Below are 17,172 nucleotides of genomic sequence, written 5' to 3'. Positions count from 1 at the left end.
TTCGTGACCTGGCTCAGCTGAGCGCATCCTGACGTCGGCCCGTCTCCTGCTGGAGGCGGGCCGACGTGCGTCCCGGGGCCGCCAGGTCCAGGACGGCGTCGACCCGGTCGAGCCCGTGGGCGGTGTGGGTGATCCACACGAGGCCACGACCGGCCTCCCGCAGCGCCAGCAGATGGTCGGACACGGCGTCCGCCGTGGCGTGGTCGAGGTGCGCGGTCGGCTCGTCGAGCACCAGCACGTCGTGCTCGGCCAGCAGCAGGCGGGCCAGGCCGATCCGGGCCCGCTCACCGCCGGAGACGGCGGCCGCCCCGTCGCCGAGCCGCGTGCGGACGCCGTCCGGCAGCTCGTCGAGCCACGGTCCGAGCTGGGCGGCGCGCAGCGCGGCGTCGACGTCGGCGTCGCTCGCGCCGGGGCGGGCGAGCCGGACGTTCTCCAACAGGCTCGTCGCGAACAGGTAGGGGTCGTCGTCGAGCAGCCCCACCCGGCGGCGGACGTCGTCGGCGGCCAGGTGTGCGACGTCGACGCCGCCGAGGCGGTGCTCGCCCGAGGCCGGCGCGAGGAACCGCACCAGCACCGCGGCGAGCGTCGACTTGCCGCACCCGGACGGCCCGACCACACCGACCGCACGCCCGGGTGCCACCTCCAGCGAGGTCGGCCGGAGTGCCGGGGCGTCGTCCCAGGCGGCGGTGACCTCGCGCAGCAGCACGGTGGAGCCGGGCGGCAGGTCGGTCGGGTGTGCGGGGTCGACGACGGCGGGCGGCGCCGCCCCGAGCGCGTCGAGGCGTGTCGTCGCTGCCCGGGTCTCGTGGCGCAGCGCGCCGGCGTCGGCCGCCGGAGCGGCGACCTCGGCGAGCGCGAGCGGGGCGAGCACGAGCAGCGCGAGCACCGGGCCCGAGACGTGGCCGAGCGACACCGCGGCGACGGCGACCATCCCGACCCCGCCGACCAGCACCGGCCAGGCCCGGGCCGCGGCGAGCCAGGCCGCCGTGCCTCGAGTGCCCCTCGACTGCGCCTCGCCGGCGGCGTCGATCGCCACCAGCGCGTCGTCGGTGGCCTGCCAGCGCACCAGCGGCCGTGCGTCCTGCAGGGCAGCCAGCACCCGGTCGGAGACGGCGGCACGGGCCGCGACGCGTCGGGCACCGTGACGACGACTGCCGATCAGGCCGAGGGCGAGCGCCACGGCCCCGGCGACCAGCCCGACGGCGGCGAGCACCAGCGCGGCCGCAGGATCGAACAGCACGGCCAACAGCGTGACGAGCACCGTCGTGCCCAGCCAGGTGAGCAGGGGCAGGCGCACCCGCACGAGGTCGTCGACCTCGGCGTCGACGTCGTCGACGACGGCGGCCAGCACCTCGCCGCGTCGCCGTCCGGAACCCCCGAGCCGGCCGGGCACCAGCGGCACGAGGGCGTCGTAGACCTCGACCCGGCGCCGGGCGAGCTCACGCAGGGCGACGTCGTGGGTGATCAGCCGCTCGACGTAGCGCAGCACCGGCCGGGCCAGCCCGAACGTGCGCACACCGACGATCGCGACCATCAGCATCAGCACCGGCGGGTGCTCCGACGAGCGCACGATGAGCCAGCCGGCGGTGGCGGTCAGGGCCACGCCCGACGTCGCGGCGAGCACCGCTAGCACCACCGCGCCGGCCAGCCGCAGCCGGGTGCGCGCGGTCGCGACCGGTGTGTCGTCGTCGGTGGTGGGGGTCGTGTGCCTGGCACCCGTCCGGGGACCGGCCTCGGGCACACGACCCCCACCCGGCGGCACCGGGCGCCTGGCGCGGGCCGGCAGCGGGACGACGACGTCAGCGGCCTCGACGACGGCGTCGCGGTGCGCGACCACGACCACGCACCGCGTGCGTGCCAGGTCGCGGACGACGTCGAGCACCAGCGCCTCGGTGGCGTGGTCGAGGTGCGCGGTCGGCTCGTCGAGCAGCACGTAGGGCCGGTCGGAGACGAGCACCCGGGCGAGCGCGAGACGCGCGCGCTGGCCGGCCGAGAGGCCGGCGCCGTCCTCGGAGAGCCGGTGGTCGGGCGCCACGTCGAGCCCGACCCGGCGCAGCGCGGTGGCGACCTCGGCGGCGGTCGCCGACGGCCGCCCGAGGCGGACGTTGACGGCCACGGTCGCGTCGAGCAGCCAGGGGCGCTGCTCGAGCAGTGCGACCGAGGTCCGCCACGACGTGACGTCGGCGGCGGGCACCCGCAGCACGCCGGCCGAGACCGGCACCTCGCCGGCGAGGGCGGCGAGCAGCGTCGACTTGCCGCTCCCCGACGGTCCGGTCAAGGCGACCAGGCCCCGCTCGGGGAACGAGAGCGAGACCGGGCCGACGGCGGGCTGGTCGCGTCCGGGCCACGTCACCTCGGTCTCGACCAGGGTCAGCGGCCCACTGGCCACCACCGGCTCGACCACCGCGCGCGAGGTGAGCTCGTGGATCGCCTCGAACGTCGCCGTCCCCTCGGCGGCGGCGTGGAACTCCGCGCCGACACGCCGCAGCGGCCAGTACGCCTCCGGCGCCAGCAGCAGGACGACGAGCGCGGTCTCGAGGTCGAGGCCACCGGCAGCCAGACGCAGCCCGACCAGCACCGCGACCAGCGCCACCGAGAGCGTCGCGATCAGCTCGAGCGCCGCGGACGACGCGAACGCCAGGCGCAGCACGTCGCGGTTGGCGCGGCGGTAGCGATCGGTGACCCCGGCCACCTGGGCCGACTGCGCCCGGGCGCGCCGGTGGGCGACCAGCGTCGGCAGGCCGCGGACGACGTCGACGAAGTGCCCCGACAGCTGGCCGAGCAGGCGCCACTGCCGGTCGACACGCTCCTGGGTCGTCAGGCCGATCAGCGCCGCGAACAGCGGCACCAGCGGCAGCGTGAGGACGACGACCAGCGCGGCCCACAGGTCCTGGGTGGCGATGGCGACGAGGGTCAGGACGGGCAGCACGCCCGCGAGCACGAGCGCCGGCAGGTACCGCGTGAGGTACGGCTCGACGGCGGCGACACCGCGGGTCGCGAGGAGCCCGAGCTCGCCGACCCGGTGCCGGGCGAGCGCGCCGGCGTCCAGGCGCAGGGCCGACGAGACCACCGTGTGCCGCAGGTGCGAGCCGACCCGGGTGGCGGCGCGGGCGGCGGCGACGTCGACGACGACCGACGTCGCGGCCCGGGCGGCCATGACCGCCACGACCGCGACCGCGGGCGTCGTCCACGACCCGTCGGCGACGAGCGCCACCACGAGCGCCGCGACCGCGAAGGCCTGCGCCACGACGAGCAGCGCGGCGACCACGTTGGCGGCCACGACCACGCCCAGCGGCCACCGGGCGGGCCGCAGGTGGGGGAGGACCCGCCGGTCGAGGGCCCTCACGCGTGCGCCAGCTCGTCGGTCGGGATGTGGTGGACGGCGATGCGCTTGCGGAACACCCAGTACGACCAGGCCTGGTAGCCGATCACCAGCGGGGTGAAGACCGCGGCGACCCACGTCATGATCTGCAGGGTGTACGGCGTCGCGGCCGCGTTGGTCGTGGTCAACGAGTAGGCGGCGTCGGTGGTCGACGGCAGCACGTCGGGGAACATGGCGACGAAGAGCCCGGCGACGGCGAGCGCGATCGTGACGAACGTGCCGGCGAACGCCCAGCCCTCGCGCCCGCGTGAGGCGGCGGCAACCGCCAGCAGCAGCGCGACGGCCGCCGCGGCGAAGACGACGGCCGAGACCGGCGTCCCGGTGATCGCCTGCGCCCAGACCAGGAACGCCACGGCGGCGACGGCAGCCGCGATGCCGAACCGGACGGCGAGAGCCCGGGCACGGTGGCGGATCTCGCCGTCGGTCTTGAGCGCGGTGAACATCGCGCCGTGGGTGAGGAAGAGCAGCAGCGTCACGGCGCCGCCGAGCAGCGCGAACGGGTTGAGCAGGTCGAGCAGCGAGGCGGTGACCTCGTGGTCGGCGTCCATCGGCACGCCGCGGGCGAGGTTGGCGAAGGCGACTCCCCACAGCACCGCCGGCACGAACGAGCCGACGATGATGGCGCGGTCCCACCAGGCCTGCCAGGAGGCGTCGGGGCGCTGGTGGCGGTACTCGAAGGCGAGACCGCGCACGATCAGCGCGAGCAGGATCAGCAGCAGGGGCAGGTAGAAGCCGCTGAACAGCGAGGCGTACCACTCCGGGAAGGCGGCGAAGGTGGCGCCACCGGCGACCAGCACCCAGACCTCGTTGCCGTCCCAGACGGGACCGATGGTGTTGATCATGACGCGGCGCTCGCGGTCGTCGCGGGCGAGGACGGGCATGAGCATGCCGACGCCGAAGTCAAATCCTTCGAGTGCGAAGTACCCGACCCACAGGAAGGCGATCACGGCGAACCAGACGGTGGTGAGCTCCATGTCTCTGTCTCCAGTTCCTGACTCAGTAGGCGAACGTGAGCGGCTCGTCGTCCTCGCGGACGCGCCCGGGGTCGGGCGGCTCGACGTGGGGTGCAGCGCCCTGGCGGATCGCCGTCAGCAGCAGCTTCACCTCGACGACGGCGAGCACCGCGTAGAGCGAGGTCAGGGCGACGAGCGAGGTCATCGCCTCGGCGGCCGAGACGCCGGGGGACACCGCGTGGTCGGTGGTCATCAGCCCGAACACCACCCACGGCTGGCGGCCCATCTCGGTGAAGATCCAGCCGAACGAGTTGGCGCCGAGGGCTCCGAGCGGCAGGCCGATCAGCAGCAGCCGGAACCAGCGCCCGGTGGGCGCCCGGCCGCGTCGCGTCGCGAAGAGCACGAGCGCGGCGCCGGCGGCGGCGGTCATGCCGAGGCCGATCATGAACCGGAACGACCAGTAGGTCACCGGGATCACCGGGACGTAGTCGGCGGCCTGGTAGTACGTCGTCCCGGGGTCCTGGCCGTACTCCTCGGCGTAGGCCTCGCGCAGGTCGTCGATGCCCTCGACCCGGCCGTCGAACGAACCGGTGCCGAGGAACGAGAGCAGGCAGGGCACGGTGACGGAGAACTTCTCCTCGCGGCCGTCGGGCGTGCCGAGGGTGAAGACCGAGAAGGGCGCGCACGACTCCTGGGTCTCGTAGAGGCCCTCGGCGGCGGCCATCTTCATCGGCTGCACCTCGGTCATCACCTTGCCCTGGAGGTCGCCGCTGATCGCGACGGCGAGGCCCGAGACGAGCGCGACGGTGGCGCCGATACGGACGGCGCGGCGGTACATGGGCCGGTCCTCGGTCTGGCGGTCGCGCACGTAGAGCCAGCCGGCGACGGCGACCATGAAGACACCGGCGGTGAGGTAGGCGGCCGCGATCACGTGCGGGAACGTGTAGACCTGCACCTTGTTGAACATGACCGCGGCGAAGTCGGTGAGCTCGGCGCGGCCGGTCTCGGCGTCGTAGCGGTAGCCGACGGGGTGCTGCATCCAGGAGTTGGCGGCCAGGATGAACCACGACGAGGCCAGCGTGCCGAGGTGCACGATCCACATGCAGGCCGCGTGCAGCGGGCGGGGCAGCTTGTCCCAGCCGAAGATCCACAGCCCGAGGAACGTCGACTCGAGGAAGAACGCCAGCAGCCCCTCGATCGCCAGCGGTGCGCCGAACACGTCGCCGACGAAGCGGGAGTAGTCCGACCAGTTCATCCCGAACTGGAACTCCTGCACGATGCCGGTCACCACGCCGATGGCGAAGTTGATGAGCAGCAGCTTGCCGAAGAACTTGGTGAGCCGGAGGTACTCGGGGTTGCGGGTGCGCACCCACTGCGTCTCGAGGCCGGCCACGAGGGCCGTGAGGCCGATCGTCAGCGGCACGAAGAGGAAGTGGTAGACGGTGACGATCCCGAACTGCCAGCGAGCGATGTCGACGACGTCCATGGTGGTGGCTCCTCGAGGTCCGGCCGAGCGTGGCCTACGACGATGCGTAGTAGTTACTACCGACTGTAGTACGCGACCGGCCGTAGGTAGAATCGGCGGCATGCCCACCTCGCAGCCGTCCCGCTCCCAGCTCGGCGACCTCGAGCGCGCCGTCATGGAGCAGCTCTGGTCGGCCGCCGACGGCGCGGCCCTCACGGTGCGCGAGGTGCACGCCGCGTTGTCCGAGAGCCGCGACATCGCCTACACGACGGTGATGACGGTGATGGACCGCCTGGCCCGCAAGGACCTCGTCGTCCAGGCCAAGGACGGTCGCGCCTACCGCTACCGCGCTCGCGAGTCCCGCGCGGCGCTCACCGCCGGCCTCATGCGCGACACGCTCGACGACTTCGCCGAGCACGACCGCTCCACGGCGCTCGTGGCGTTCGTCGAGGAGGCCAGCGCCGACGACGTCGCCGCGCTGCGGCGAGCGCTCGCCGACCTCGATGCGCTCGACGGCTCATGACGCCGCTCCTGCTCGGCCTCCTGGCCGGGCTGCTCGCCGGGCCGGCGCCGCGCCTGCTCGCCCGGGTGCCTCGCACGCGGACGACTCCGCGCGCGGCCATGCTGCTGTGGCAGAGCGTCGCCCTCGCCGCGGTGCTCGCGGCGCTCGGGGCCGGGGTCTCGCTGGCCACCGACCGGGCCTGGCAGCGCGACGCCTCCGCCGTCTCGACGGTGGTCGCCGTCGTCGCGCTGGTGGTCACCGGGCTGGTCCTCGGTCGCCTCCTGCTCAGTGCGCACCGCATCGGCACCCGCCTGCGGGCGCTGCGGCGTCGTCACCGCGAGCAGGTCGACCTCGTCGCCCAGCGCGACGCCGCCCGCTCCGGCGGGTCGAGCCGGGTGCTCGTGCTCGACCACGACCTCCCGGTCGCCTACTGCGTGCCCGGCATGGCGCGCTCGCGCGTGGTCGTCTCGGCCGGCGCGGTCGGCCGGCTCAGCGACGTCGAGCTCGACGCCGTCCTCGCCCACGAGCGCGCGCACCTGCGCGCCCGTCACGACCTGGTGCTGGAGGCGTTCAGCGCCCTGCACGCCGCCTTCCCGCGGTGGGTCTCGAGCGCCGCCGCCCTGGCCGAGGTGCGGCTGCTGGTCGAGGTGCTGGCCGACCGCGCCGCCGTCCGCGACGCCGGCCCGCGCCACCTGGGCCGCGCCCTGGTCGAGCTCGCCGACAGCCGAGCCGGCGGCCCGGGCAGTGGCGTGACGCTCGGCAGCGGCGCCACCGGTGGCGACCTCGTCACGCGCGTGCGCCTGCTCGCCGACCGCGACCCGCACCGCCTGCAGGCCGCCGTCGTCCTGGTGCTGGCCGCCGCCGTGCTCGCCCTGCCCACCGGGTTCGTCGTCGCGCCCTGGCTCGCGGGTCTGGTCTGAGGCCGCGGCCCGCTCTCGACACGAGCCGAGGCCCCCGTCGGAACCAGGTCCGACGGGGGCCTCGGCGTGATGCGATGCCGAACAGCTCGCTCAGCGGCGGATGCGGATCTTCACCGTGTCGGAGCTCTTCTTGGTCGTGCCGTTGCCGAAGTAGCGCACCTTCAAGGTGAGGCGGCCCGGGCCGATGTTGCGCTTGACCGAGATCGCGGCCCGCCCGTTCTTCTTCAACGTCGCGACGCCGATCTGCTTGCCCTTGAGGAACACCTTGACCTTGCCCTGGGCCGGGACGGTCTTGCCGGCAGCCTTCTTGGTCACGACGGCGCGGACCTTGAAGTTCTTGCCGTACCGCTTGGTCTTGGGCGCGGTGGCCTTCGTGGTGCTCGCGGCCGGCGGCGTCGCCACCTTGTCGCAGGTGGTGAGCCTCAGGTTGTCGAGGTACCAGCCGTCGATGCCGCCGCAGCCGTCGCGCCCGATGTCGAAGCGCAGCCGGATCTTGTTGCCGGGCTTGATGCCGAGCGCCGACAGGTTGACGATCGAGGTGCCCCAGCTGCCGAAGACCTCGCCACCGTCGGTGCCGGAGAAGCCCTCCTGGCCCGCGAGCGGGCTGGTGGCGCCGGCGTCGACCGTCGTCATCGTCGTGTTGTTCGGGTTGAAGGCGAAGGCCTTCGACGGCACGACGTTGAACCGGCCCTCGTTCACGCTGATCTTCAGGTTGCCGCCGTCGAAGCCCGCCTCGGTGGCCACGTAGTGGTCGAAGGAGAACCTGGCGTTGGCGCCGGCCGGCATCGTGATGACCGGGCTGATGATCGAGTCCCGGCTGCTGAAGTCGGACACGCCGTCGCCGCTGCACTCACCGCGGTCGGGCGCCGGACCGTAGGCGACGCCGCCCTGACGCCCGCCCGGGGCCGACTCGGTGCCGCGCCACGGGGCACCGATGCCGCCCTGGTAGTCACCGAGGTCGGTGAGCTCCTGGTCGCGCTCCCAGCCGGCGAGGCCGTCCTCGAAGTTCTCCGACCACACGGTCTTGGTCTTGAACCCCGGGCCGCACAGGCTGGGCGTGTTCTTCGCGAGCAGCGGGCCGAAGTTGCAGCGCTCGGGAGCCGGGGCGCGCATCTCGGTGGCGGCGATGGCCGCCGTCACCGTCGCGCAGTCGGCCGCGGCGATCGGCGTCGCCGGGGTCGGCGTCGCGTTCGGCGTGGTGTCGAGCTCGAAGATCGGCTGGTCGACCAGGTCGGCGCACGACTGCTCCCACGCGTCGGCGGCGTCGGCGAACTTCGAGGTCGGCGTCAGGTAGGTGCTCTGAGCGCGCCACCAGATGGCGGCAGCCTTGTCGAGCCCGAGGCCCGGAGCAGTCTGGTCGTCGGTCTGGACGCCGTCGACGACGAGCGCGTAGGCGCGGTTGGGCACGCCGGAGTTGCTGTGCACGCCGCCGGAGTCGGTGAGCAGCGGGTCGCACTTGTACTCGGCGTCGGAGACCTTGCCCGGGTCGCCGTAGCAGGTGGGGCTCCACATGTCGCGGATGGCGCCACCGAACGCCGTGGACTTCTCGCCCATCAGCCAGCGGGTGGTGACCTGGCGGTCGGTGACGTCCTCGGCGGTGACCGAGACCGACACGGTGCCGGCGGCCTTGATGCGGTCGCCGTCGGCCTGGCCGACCATGGCGCCGTACATCGTGGCGTCGCCGGTGAAGCCGGCCGGGATGTCGGCGTTGTTGTTGCCGATGACGAGGCCAGTGGCGCCGGCGGCCTTGGCGATGGCGATCTTGGCCGCGAAGGTGCAGGTGCCGCGGTCGACGAAGACCCACTTGCCGCTCACGGCGGCGGCGTTGGTGTAGGCGGTGCAGCCGTCGGTGGTGCTCGGGCCCGCCGCGTCGGCCGGGTCGGTGCCGACGACGAGGTCGGCGGTGACGGCCGTGGTGGTGAAGGGCTTGGCGCCGGTGGCGGCGATCGCGAAGCAGGGCCCCGCGGCGGTGGCCGGTGCGGTGATCTCGAACTCCAGGCCCGGGGGTGCGGCGTCGCCGCACTCGCCCTCCTCGCGCAGGGTCGCGAACTCCTCGTCCTCGTCCTCGCGGCCGTTGACCATGTCGAGGGTCTCGCCCCAGACGTCGGAGTAGGACTCGTTGAGCGCGCCCGGCTGGTACTGGTAGATCAGGCCGGAGGTGTACTCGGTGTAGGCGTGGCCCCACTCGTGGCTGACGACGTCGTCGGAGGTGACGCCGTCGCAGTAGTTGGTGGTGTTGCCGTTCCAGTTGGCGTTGGGGCAGCTGATGGTCGGGTCGTTGTTGACCGTCTTCATCGTCGCGCCGTCGCCGTCGTAGGAGTCACGGGCGAAGGTGTTCTCGAACATCCAGTAGGACTCGCCGGCGGAGTCGACGAGGTTCTTCTGGTCCTCGTTGAGCTCGTCGGTCGGCTCGCCCTCGGACCAGACGAGGTCGGCCGGCTTGGGGCTCTCCTCGTAGAGCTCGCGCTCGAGCGCGGCGTGGATGGTCGACCAGCGGTTGACCGGCTTGTTGGTGTGGGCGTCGACGACGACCATGTCGCGGACGTTGTCGCGGTTGGTGACCTCGACGACGTAGGCGAGCACGGTGGGCCCGTCGACGCCGCGCAGCGCGCCGGTGCGGTAGAGCACGAGCTCGGGGGAGACGGCCGTGATGCCCGTGGTGTCGGCGGCCCGGCCGTCGTCGCCGGTGGGCGGGTCGGAGCGTACGAGCGAGACGGCCCGCTCAGCGGCCTCGGCCGCGGTCTTGGACGGCGTCAGGTCGACGCCGTCGGCGAGGTCGGGCGCGGCGAAGGCGCTGACGGCGCGCAGGTCGCCGGCGTCGTCGACGCTGGCCTTCACGGTGCCGCCGAAGACCGGCACGCCCCGGTAGCGCTGCTCGAAGCTCACGACCCAGCCGTAGCGGTCGGCGATCGTGCCGGTGCGGACCAGCTGGGCCGCGCCGACGCCGAAGGCGGTGCCGAACCGCTCGAGGTAGCTCTCGACCTTGGCGGCGGCGGAGGCGGCGTCGGTGGCCCGGACGCCGGGCAGCAGGTCGGCGTCGTCGCCGCCCCGTGCGCCCACGAAGCCGACCTTGCCGGAGGCCTGGTCCTTGCTGATGCGCACGGTGCCGTCGGCCGCCGCACGCATCTTCGAGGTCACCGACGTGGCGGCCGCGGCCGGCTTGGCGGCGGCCTCGTCGGCGGAGGAGGGCGTGCCGGTGACGGCGAACGTCAGCGTCGACGCTCCCACGGCCAGGCACAGCCCTGTCTTGAGGAATTTCACGTGTCGAACCCTCCCGAGTGGATGAATGGCGGGCGACTGCCGAGCAAACGCGCCGCGTTGGCACCCTAGGGCGCTCTCGACCGGATGGCCACCAGGTGCGGTGGGCGGGCCGCCGGAGGGTTCCGTTCCGGTCCGGTCATGCCCGGGGCGCCTGGTGCTCCCGTGGCGCATGGGGACGACACGCACTGCTGTGGTCCCTGGGCCTGATGTGGCGATCGCCTAGGTTTGGTGGCATGGCGACCCGTACGTCTTCCCCGCCGGGGTCGCGCAGCTCGAACACGTCCTCCCGCAGCAAGCAGACCAGCAAGACCAGCAGCGGACAGGCCAGGTCGGGTCCAGCACCCCGGAACGCACGGAAGACCACCCAGAAGACCGCGAGCTCCCGCAAGCCCGCAGCCCGCAAGCCGGCCACGAAGGGTCCGGCGCGCAAGCCGGCCGCCCGACCGGCCCCGCGGGCGGTGCGCAACGGCACCGGACCGGTCGCCACCACCGCGCTCGCGCTCCTCCGCGGCCTCACCACGGTGTGGCTCGCGATCGCCCACGGCGTCGGGGCCGCCATCCGCGGCGTCGGACGCAGCGCCCGTGACCTCGAGCCCGAGCACCGCCGCGACGGCGCGGGCCTGTTCCTCGTGGGCCTCGCCGTCGTCGTCGGCGCGGCGGTCTGGTTCGCCTCTCCCGGCGGGGTCATGGACCTCGCCCGCACCGCCGTCGTCGGCTCGGTCGGCAAGGTCGGCTGGCTCGTGCCGCTCGCCCTGGTCTGGGCGGGCTGGCGCCTCATGCGCCACCCCGTCGAGCAGGGCCCCGCCGGTCGCCAGGCCGTCGGCTGGACGGCGCTGTTCCTCGGCATCCTCGGCGTCGTCCACGTCGCCTCCGGCAACCCGCAGCCCGTCGAGGGCGACACGACCCCGCTCCGCGAGGGCGGCGGCGCGGTCGGCTACGTCATCTCCTCGCTGCTGCTCGACCTGCTGCAGTCGGAGGCCGTCGTCGTCCCGTTGCTCGTGCTGGTCGCCTTCTTCGGCCTGCTCGTCATCACTGCCACGCCCATCTACCGGGTGCCGGAGAAGGTGCGCGACCTCGTCGACTTCGCTCTCGGCCGCCCGCCCGTCGACGACGACCACCACGCCTACGACGACGAGATCGACCCCGAGATGGGCGACCCGGCCTACGACACCCCGGTGCTGGAGGACCGCGAGGTCACCAAGCGCCGCCGCAAGAAGGTCCAGCAGCCGGCGCTCGCCGAGACCGGCCCCGAGACCGGCCCCGAGACCGAGGTCTTCGACGCCTTCTCGCCCGTCGACGCACCCGCGGACCTCGACGGCGACGCGCTCGACGTCGCGCTCGCCCACGACGCGGCCCCCGAGGCAGGGCACGACGGGCCCAGGCCGGGCGAGCGTCGTCCGGCGGCGACGGCGACCACGGCGGCCACCCGGCGGCCCGAGCCGGTCGCGGACGACGAGATCGAGCCGCCCCCGCACACGCCGATCGAGCCCCGCATGGAGCAGCTCGCGCTCTCCGGCGACGTCGTCTACTCCCTGCCCGGCAACGCCGTGCTCAAGGAGGGCTCGCCGCACAAGGCCCGCTCAGCGGCGAGCGACGAGATCGTCGACCGCCTCACCCAGGTGCTCGACGAGTTCAACATCGACGCCCGGGTCACCGGCTACACCCGCGGCCCCACCGTCACCCGCTACGTCGTCGAGCTCGGGCCCGCGGTCAAGGTCGAGAAGATCACCGGCATCCAGAAGAACATCTCCTACGCCGTGGCCTCCGCCGACGTCCGCATCCTCAGCCCGATCCCCGGCAAGTCGGCCGTCGGCGTCGAGATCCCCAACACCGACAAGGAGATCGTCAGCCTCGGCGACGTCCTGCGCTCCGAGACCGCCCGGGCCAACCACCACCCGATGGTGGCCGGCCTCGGCAAGGACGTCGAGGGCGGCTTCGTGGTCGCGAACCTGGCGAAGATGCCGCACCTGCTGGTCGCCGGCGCCACCGGCTCCGGCAAGTCGAGCTTCATCAACTCGATGATCACCTCGGTGCTGATGCGCTCCACGCCCGACGAGGTCCGGATGATCATGGTCGACCCCAAGAGGGTCGAGCTCAACGCCTACGAGGGCGTGCCGCACCTGATCACCCCGATCATCACCAACCCCAAGAAGGCCTCCGAGGCCCTGCAGTGGGTCGTGCGCGAGATGGACCTGCGCTACGACGACCTCGCCAACTTCGGGTTCCGGCACATCGACGACTTCAACAAGGCCGTGCGGGCCGGCAAGGTCGAGGTGCCGCCGGGCAGCGAGCGCGTGCTCACGCCCTACCCCTACCTGCTGGTGATCGTCGACGAGCTCGCCGACCTGATGATGGTCGCCCCGCGCGACGTCGAGGACGCCGTCGTCCGCATCACCCAGCTCGCGCGTGCGGCCGGCATCCACCTGGTGCTGGCCACGCAGCGGCCCTCGGTCGACGTCGTCACCGGCCTCATCAAGGCCAACGTGCCCTCGCGCCTGGCGTTCGCGACGTCGTCGCTCGCCGACAGCCGCGTCATCCTCGACCAGCCCGGCGCCGAGAAGCTGGTCGGCCAGGGCGACGGGCTCTTCCTGCCGATGGGCTCCTCCAAGCCCATCCGCGTGCAGGGCGCCTGGGTCACCGAGGCCGAGATCGCCCAGGTCGTCAAGCACTGCAAGTCGCAGCTCGAGCCGACCTACGTCGAGGACGTCACCGCCCCCGCCAAGAGCGACAAGGTGCTCGACGACGACATCGGCGACGACCTCGACCTCGTCGTCCAGGCCATCGAGCTGGTGGTCTCCACCCAGTTCGGCTCGACCTCGATGCTGCAGCGCAAGCTGCGCGTGGGCTTCGCCAAGGCCGGACGGCTCATGGACATCATGGAGAGCAGGGGAGTGGTCGGGCCGAGCGAGGGATCCAAGGCCCGTGACGTGCTCGTCAAGCCCGACGAGCTCGATGCCGTCATCGTCACCATCCAGGGGGAGCAGTGAGCACCGATCTCTCGAACCCGCAGCACGACGCCGACCGCCACGACGACGTCGATCCCGACGACGTCCTGTCCGATGAATTCTCGTCCGACGAGGCCCTGCCCGACGAGCCGTACGACGACACCGTCGAGGTCCGTCGCGACGCGCCCCTGCTCGCGCTGATCGGCGGCACCGCCGCCGTCGTCGCGGTCGCCTACCTGTTCCGAGCCGTCGGCACCGGCGGGTCGGTGCTCGACGCCGCGCTGGGCCTGGTCGTCGCGGTCATCGCGGCCGTCTTCCTGGCCGCTTTCGCCGACGCACGGGCGCCGCTCGTGGTCATCGACCACCAGGGTGTCCGGGTGCGGCGTGGTCGCACCTGGCGTGGGGTCGCCTGGGACGACGTCGACCGTATGGAGCACCAGCCGCGCACCTCGCTGCTCGGCGACGGCTCGCTCGCGGTCGTCGACGTCGACGAGCAGGTGCTCGCCGTCCGGCTGTCTCTCTCGACGCGCCTGACCGGCTCCGACTGGCACGAGCTCGGTGACGCGCTGCTCGACCTCAGCGAGGGCCGGACGACGGTCGTCGAGCCCGAGCCGGTCGAGGCGGTCGAGCCCGTCGAGCCGCACGTGCCCGCCGTCCCGGACGTCGAGCGCGAGCTCGCGCCTGCTCGACGTCAGGAGGTCGTGCTCGAGAAGGCGCATCGCGCCCCGCGCGAGACGGCCGACGAGACCGAGGTCATCGCGCTCGCCGCCGTCGCCTCCGACCCGTCCACCACCTCGACCATCGTCATCGCCGCCGACGACGTGCCCGCGACGCCGGTCGACCCGGTCGTCGGGCCCGTGCTCGCGGCCGCCCGCCAGCGCGTCGGCCTGACGGTCGACCAGCTCGCCGAGCGCACCCGCATCCGGCCTCACGTGATCGAGTCGATCGAGCTCGACGACTTCGGCCCGTGCGGCGGCGACTTCTACGCCCGCGGCCACCTGCGCACGCTGGCCCGCATCCTCGGCGTCGACGTCGAGCCGCTGCTCGCCGACTACGACGAGCGCTACGCCGACGCCCCGATCGACCCGCGTCGCGTGTTCGAGGCCGAGCTCGCCACGACGTCCGGCGGCGCGATCCACGGCACCCGTGGCCGGCTCAACTGGTCGGTGCTGGTGGCCGCGGTGATGGCCGCCGTCCTGGTGTGGTCGCTGGCGCGGCTGCTGATGGACGCCCCCGCCACGGTCTCCGACCAACCCGTGCTCAACGGGTCGCCCGGCGGTCGCGCCCAGCTGGCCGGTGCCTCGACCGAGCGCGTCCCGGTCTCCTTCACCGCCGCGACCGGCGGTGCCCGCGTGGTGGTGCGCGACGCCAACCAGAAGGTCGTCTTCGACGAGAACGTCGCCTTCAACCAGACCGCGAAGGTCGACGCCGTCCCGCCCGTGCGGATCAGCTCGACCGACGGCGGGCTCACGGTCACCGTCGACGGCGCCGACCAGGGCGCGATGGGCTCCACGGGCAACGCGGCCCAGCGCACCTACGTGGTGCGCTAGCCACACGCTCGGGCGCCGATTCCGGCCGACCGGCCGGTTCGCGTCATACTCGAAGGTAGCCATGACGACGACCGACGCCACGCCCACCGCGCCCGCGGGCCCCCCGAGCGCCGACCCGCTCACCGTCGCGATGCTCACCCTGGGGTGTGCGCGCAACGAGGTCGACTCCGAGGAGCTCGCCGGCCGCCTGGCCGCCGACGGGTTCCGGCTCGTCGACGACCCCGCCGAGGCCGACACCGTGGTGGTCAACACCTGCGGCTTCGTCGAGCAGGCCAAGAAGGACAGCGTCGACGCGCTGCTCGAGGCCGCCGACCTCAAGGTCGAGCACGGTGGGCGCGCCCAGGCCGTCGTCGCCGTCGGCTGCATGGCCGAGCGCTACGGAAAGGATCTCGCCGAGTCGCTGCCCGAGGCCGACGCGGTGCTCGGCTTCGACGACTACGCCGACATCTCCGGCCGCCTGCGCTCCATCGTGGCGGGGGAGACCCACCACCCGCACACGCCGTCCGATCGCCGGCTGCTGCTGCCGATCAGTCCCGCTGAGCGCCAGGCTGCGCCCTTGGTCGAGGCGACACCGCGGGCGCGGCTCGAGTCCGGACCGATGGCCCCCCTCAAGCTGGCCAGCGGGTGCGACCGCCGGTGCACGTTCTGCGCGATCCCGAGCTTCCGCGGCCGGTTCGTGAGCCGCCGGCCCTCCGACGTGCTGCACGAGGCCCAGTGGCTGGCGGGCGAGGGGGTGCGCGAGCTGTTCCTGGTCTCGGAGAACTCCACGTCCTACGGCAAGGACCTCGGCGACCTGCGCCTGCTCGAGACGATGCTGCCCGAGCTGACCGCGATCGACGGCGTCGACCGTGTCCGGGTCTCCTACCTGCAACCGGCCGAGACGCGACCCGGCCTGATCGAGGCCATCGCGACCACGCCCGGCGTCACCCCCTACTTCGACCTGTCGTTCCAGCACGCCAGCGCGACGGTGCTGCGCCGCATGCGTCGCTTCGGCGACCCCGACAGCTTCCTGGCGCTGCTCGACCAGGTCCGCGCGCACGCGCCCCTGGCCGGCGTCCGGTGCAACGTGATCGTCGGCTTCCCCGGCGAGACCGACGACGACCTGCAGACGCTGTGCGACTTCCTCGAGGCCGCCCGGCTCGACGTCACCGGCGTGTTCGGCTACTCCGACGAGGACGGCACCGAGGCGGCGTCCTTCACCGACAAGCTCGACGACGACGAGGTCTGGGCCCGCACCCAGCACGTCTCGACGCTCGTCGAGCAGCTCACCGCCCAGCGCGCCGAGGAGCGCATCGGCGAGACCGTCTCGGTGCTCGTCGAGAGCACCGACGACGACGGCCTGGCCGAGGGGCGCACCGACTTCCAGGGGCCCGAGGTCGACGGCACCACGACGCTGAGCGAGGGTGCCTTCGCCGTCGGCGACCTCGTGCCGGCGGTGGTCACCGGCTCCGACGGGGTCGACCTCGTCGCCCGGCCCACGGGGCCGGCGCGGTGAGCGGCGCCGCGGCAGGGCCACCCGCCGTCAGCAACTGGAACCTGCCCAACGCGCTGACGTCGCTGCGCATCGTGCTGGTGCCCGTCTACGGCTGGTTCCTGCTCGGCCACGACCACGACTCGGTGCTGTGGCGCTGCCTGGCCTACGTCGTGTTCGCGATCGCGATGATCACCGACAAGATCGACGGCGACATCGCCCGCTCGCGCGGTCTGGTGACCGACTTCGGCAAGATCGCCGACCCCATCGCCGACAAGCTGATGACGGGCATGGCGTTCATCGCCCTGTCGATCGTCGGCGACATCTGGTGGATCGTGACCATCGTCGTCCTGACCCGGGAGTGGTCGGTCACGCTGCTGCGCCTGTCGGTGGCCAAGGACGTCGTCATCGCGGCCGCGCAGAGCGGCAAGATCAAGACGATGCTGCAGGTCTTCGCCCTCGGCGGCCTGACCCTGCCCGGCCGCCAGCTCGACGGCTGGCTCGACGTGCCCGGCGACGTGCTGTTCTACCTCGCCCAGGTGCTGCTCGCCGGCGCGGTGGTCATGACGCTGTGGTCGGGCTACGAGTTCTTCCGCGACTACCGTCGCCAGCGCCGCTCGGGCTGAAACGTTTGTTGCATCCATGCAACAGGATTGCCGATTCGATGCCGTGAGTTTTCCTGAATGTTCGCGGAGTTGGCCGAGACCACTCTCAGGACGCGTT

General features: G+C 73.0%; 10 protein-coding genes. 6 read left to right on the top strand and 4 right to left on the bottom strand.

Features of this window, described 5'->3' with window-relative positions; translation table 11 throughout:
- Nucleotides 1–13: 13 nt before the first annotated feature.
- From cydD to ABFT23_RS17255, 3 genes are read right to left on the bottom strand one after another with little or no spacing between them, the layout of a single operon-like run.
- Nucleotides 14–3,346, bottom strand: a complete 3,333-nt coding sequence (cydD, locus tag ABFT23_RS17265; RefSeq protein ID WP_347897392.1) for a thiol reductant ABC exporter subunit CydD — start codon at nucleotides 3,344–3,346, stop codon at nucleotides 14–16.
- On the bottom strand, nucleotides 3,343–4,356 hold the full coding sequence (cydB, locus tag ABFT23_RS17260) for a cytochrome d ubiquinol oxidase subunit II (RefSeq protein WP_347897390.1): 1,014 nt from the start codon (nucleotides 4,354–4,356) through the stop codon (nucleotides 3,343–3,345). The genes cydD and cydB overlap by 4 nt, the downstream gene beginning before the upstream one ends.
- 22 nt (nucleotides 4,357–4,378) lie before the next feature.
- Nucleotides 4,379–5,821, bottom strand: a complete 1,443-nt coding sequence (locus ABFT23_RS17255) for a cytochrome ubiquinol oxidase subunit I (RefSeq protein ID WP_347897388.1) — start codon at nucleotides 5,819–5,821, stop codon at nucleotides 4,379–4,381.
- 100 nt (nucleotides 5,822–5,921) lie between these two features.
- On the opposite strand from ABFT23_RS17255, the gene ABFT23_RS17250 reads away from it, so the two are divergent.
- Entirely contained in the window at nucleotides 5,922–6,323 is a 402-nt protein-coding gene (locus tag ABFT23_RS17250; protein ID WP_347897386.1) for a BlaI/MecI/CopY family transcriptional regulator, read from the top strand.
- Nucleotides 6,320–7,222, top strand: a complete 903-nt coding sequence (locus ABFT23_RS17245) for a M56 family metallopeptidase (RefSeq protein ID WP_347897384.1) — start codon at nucleotides 6,320–6,322, stop codon at nucleotides 7,220–7,222. Before ABFT23_RS17250 ends, ABFT23_RS17245 begins: the two co-directional genes overlap by 4 nt.
- A gap of 90 nt (nucleotides 7,223–7,312) precedes the next feature.
- Here the strand turns inward: ABFT23_RS17245 and ABFT23_RS17240 are convergent, their stop codons facing one another.
- Nucleotides 7,313–10,483, bottom strand: a complete 3,171-nt coding sequence (locus tag ABFT23_RS17240) for a M4 family metallopeptidase (protein ID WP_347897383.1) — start codon at nucleotides 10,481–10,483, stop codon at nucleotides 7,313–7,315.
- Nucleotides 10,484–10,716: 233 nt separating this feature from the next.
- Between ABFT23_RS17240 and ABFT23_RS17235 the strand changes: the two genes are divergently transcribed.
- The 4 genes from ABFT23_RS17235 to pgsA all read left to right on the top strand — a co-directional run bounded on the left by ABFT23_RS17235 (nucleotide 10,717) and on the right by pgsA (nucleotide 17,075).
- A complete protein-coding gene (locus tag ABFT23_RS17235; protein ID WP_347897381.1) occupies nucleotides 10,717–13,470 on the top strand; it encodes an FtsK/SpoIIIE family DNA translocase in 2,754 nt (917 codons plus the stop codon).
- Entirely contained in the window at nucleotides 13,467–14,978 is a 1,512-nt protein-coding gene (locus ABFT23_RS17230; protein WP_347897379.1) for a helix-turn-helix domain-containing protein, read from the top strand. Before ABFT23_RS17235 ends, ABFT23_RS17230 begins: the two co-directional genes overlap by 4 nt.
- Before the next feature lie 61 nt (nucleotides 14,979–15,039).
- Nucleotides 15,040–16,473: a 30S ribosomal protein S12 methylthiotransferase RimO gene (rimO, locus tag ABFT23_RS17225; RefSeq protein WP_347897377.1), complete on the top strand. Its 1,434-nt coding sequence runs from the start codon at nucleotides 15,040–15,042 to the stop codon at nucleotides 16,471–16,473.
- Complete coding sequence (gene pgsA, locus ABFT23_RS17220) at nucleotides 16,470–17,075, top strand: CDP-diacylglycerol--glycerol-3-phosphate 3-phosphatidyltransferase (RefSeq protein WP_347897375.1); 606 nt, start codon at nucleotides 16,470–16,472, stop codon at nucleotides 17,073–17,075. The genes rimO and pgsA overlap by 4 nt, the downstream gene beginning before the upstream one ends.
- Nucleotides 17,076–17,172: the final 97 nt, after the last annotated feature.

The sequence above is a fragment of the Nocardioides secundeburneus genome, from assembly GCF_039939255.1.
Lineage (GTDB): Bacteria > Actinomycetota > Actinomycetes > Propionibacteriales > Nocardioidaceae > Nocardioides.
This window is presented reverse-complemented; position numbering and strand designations above follow the sequence as displayed.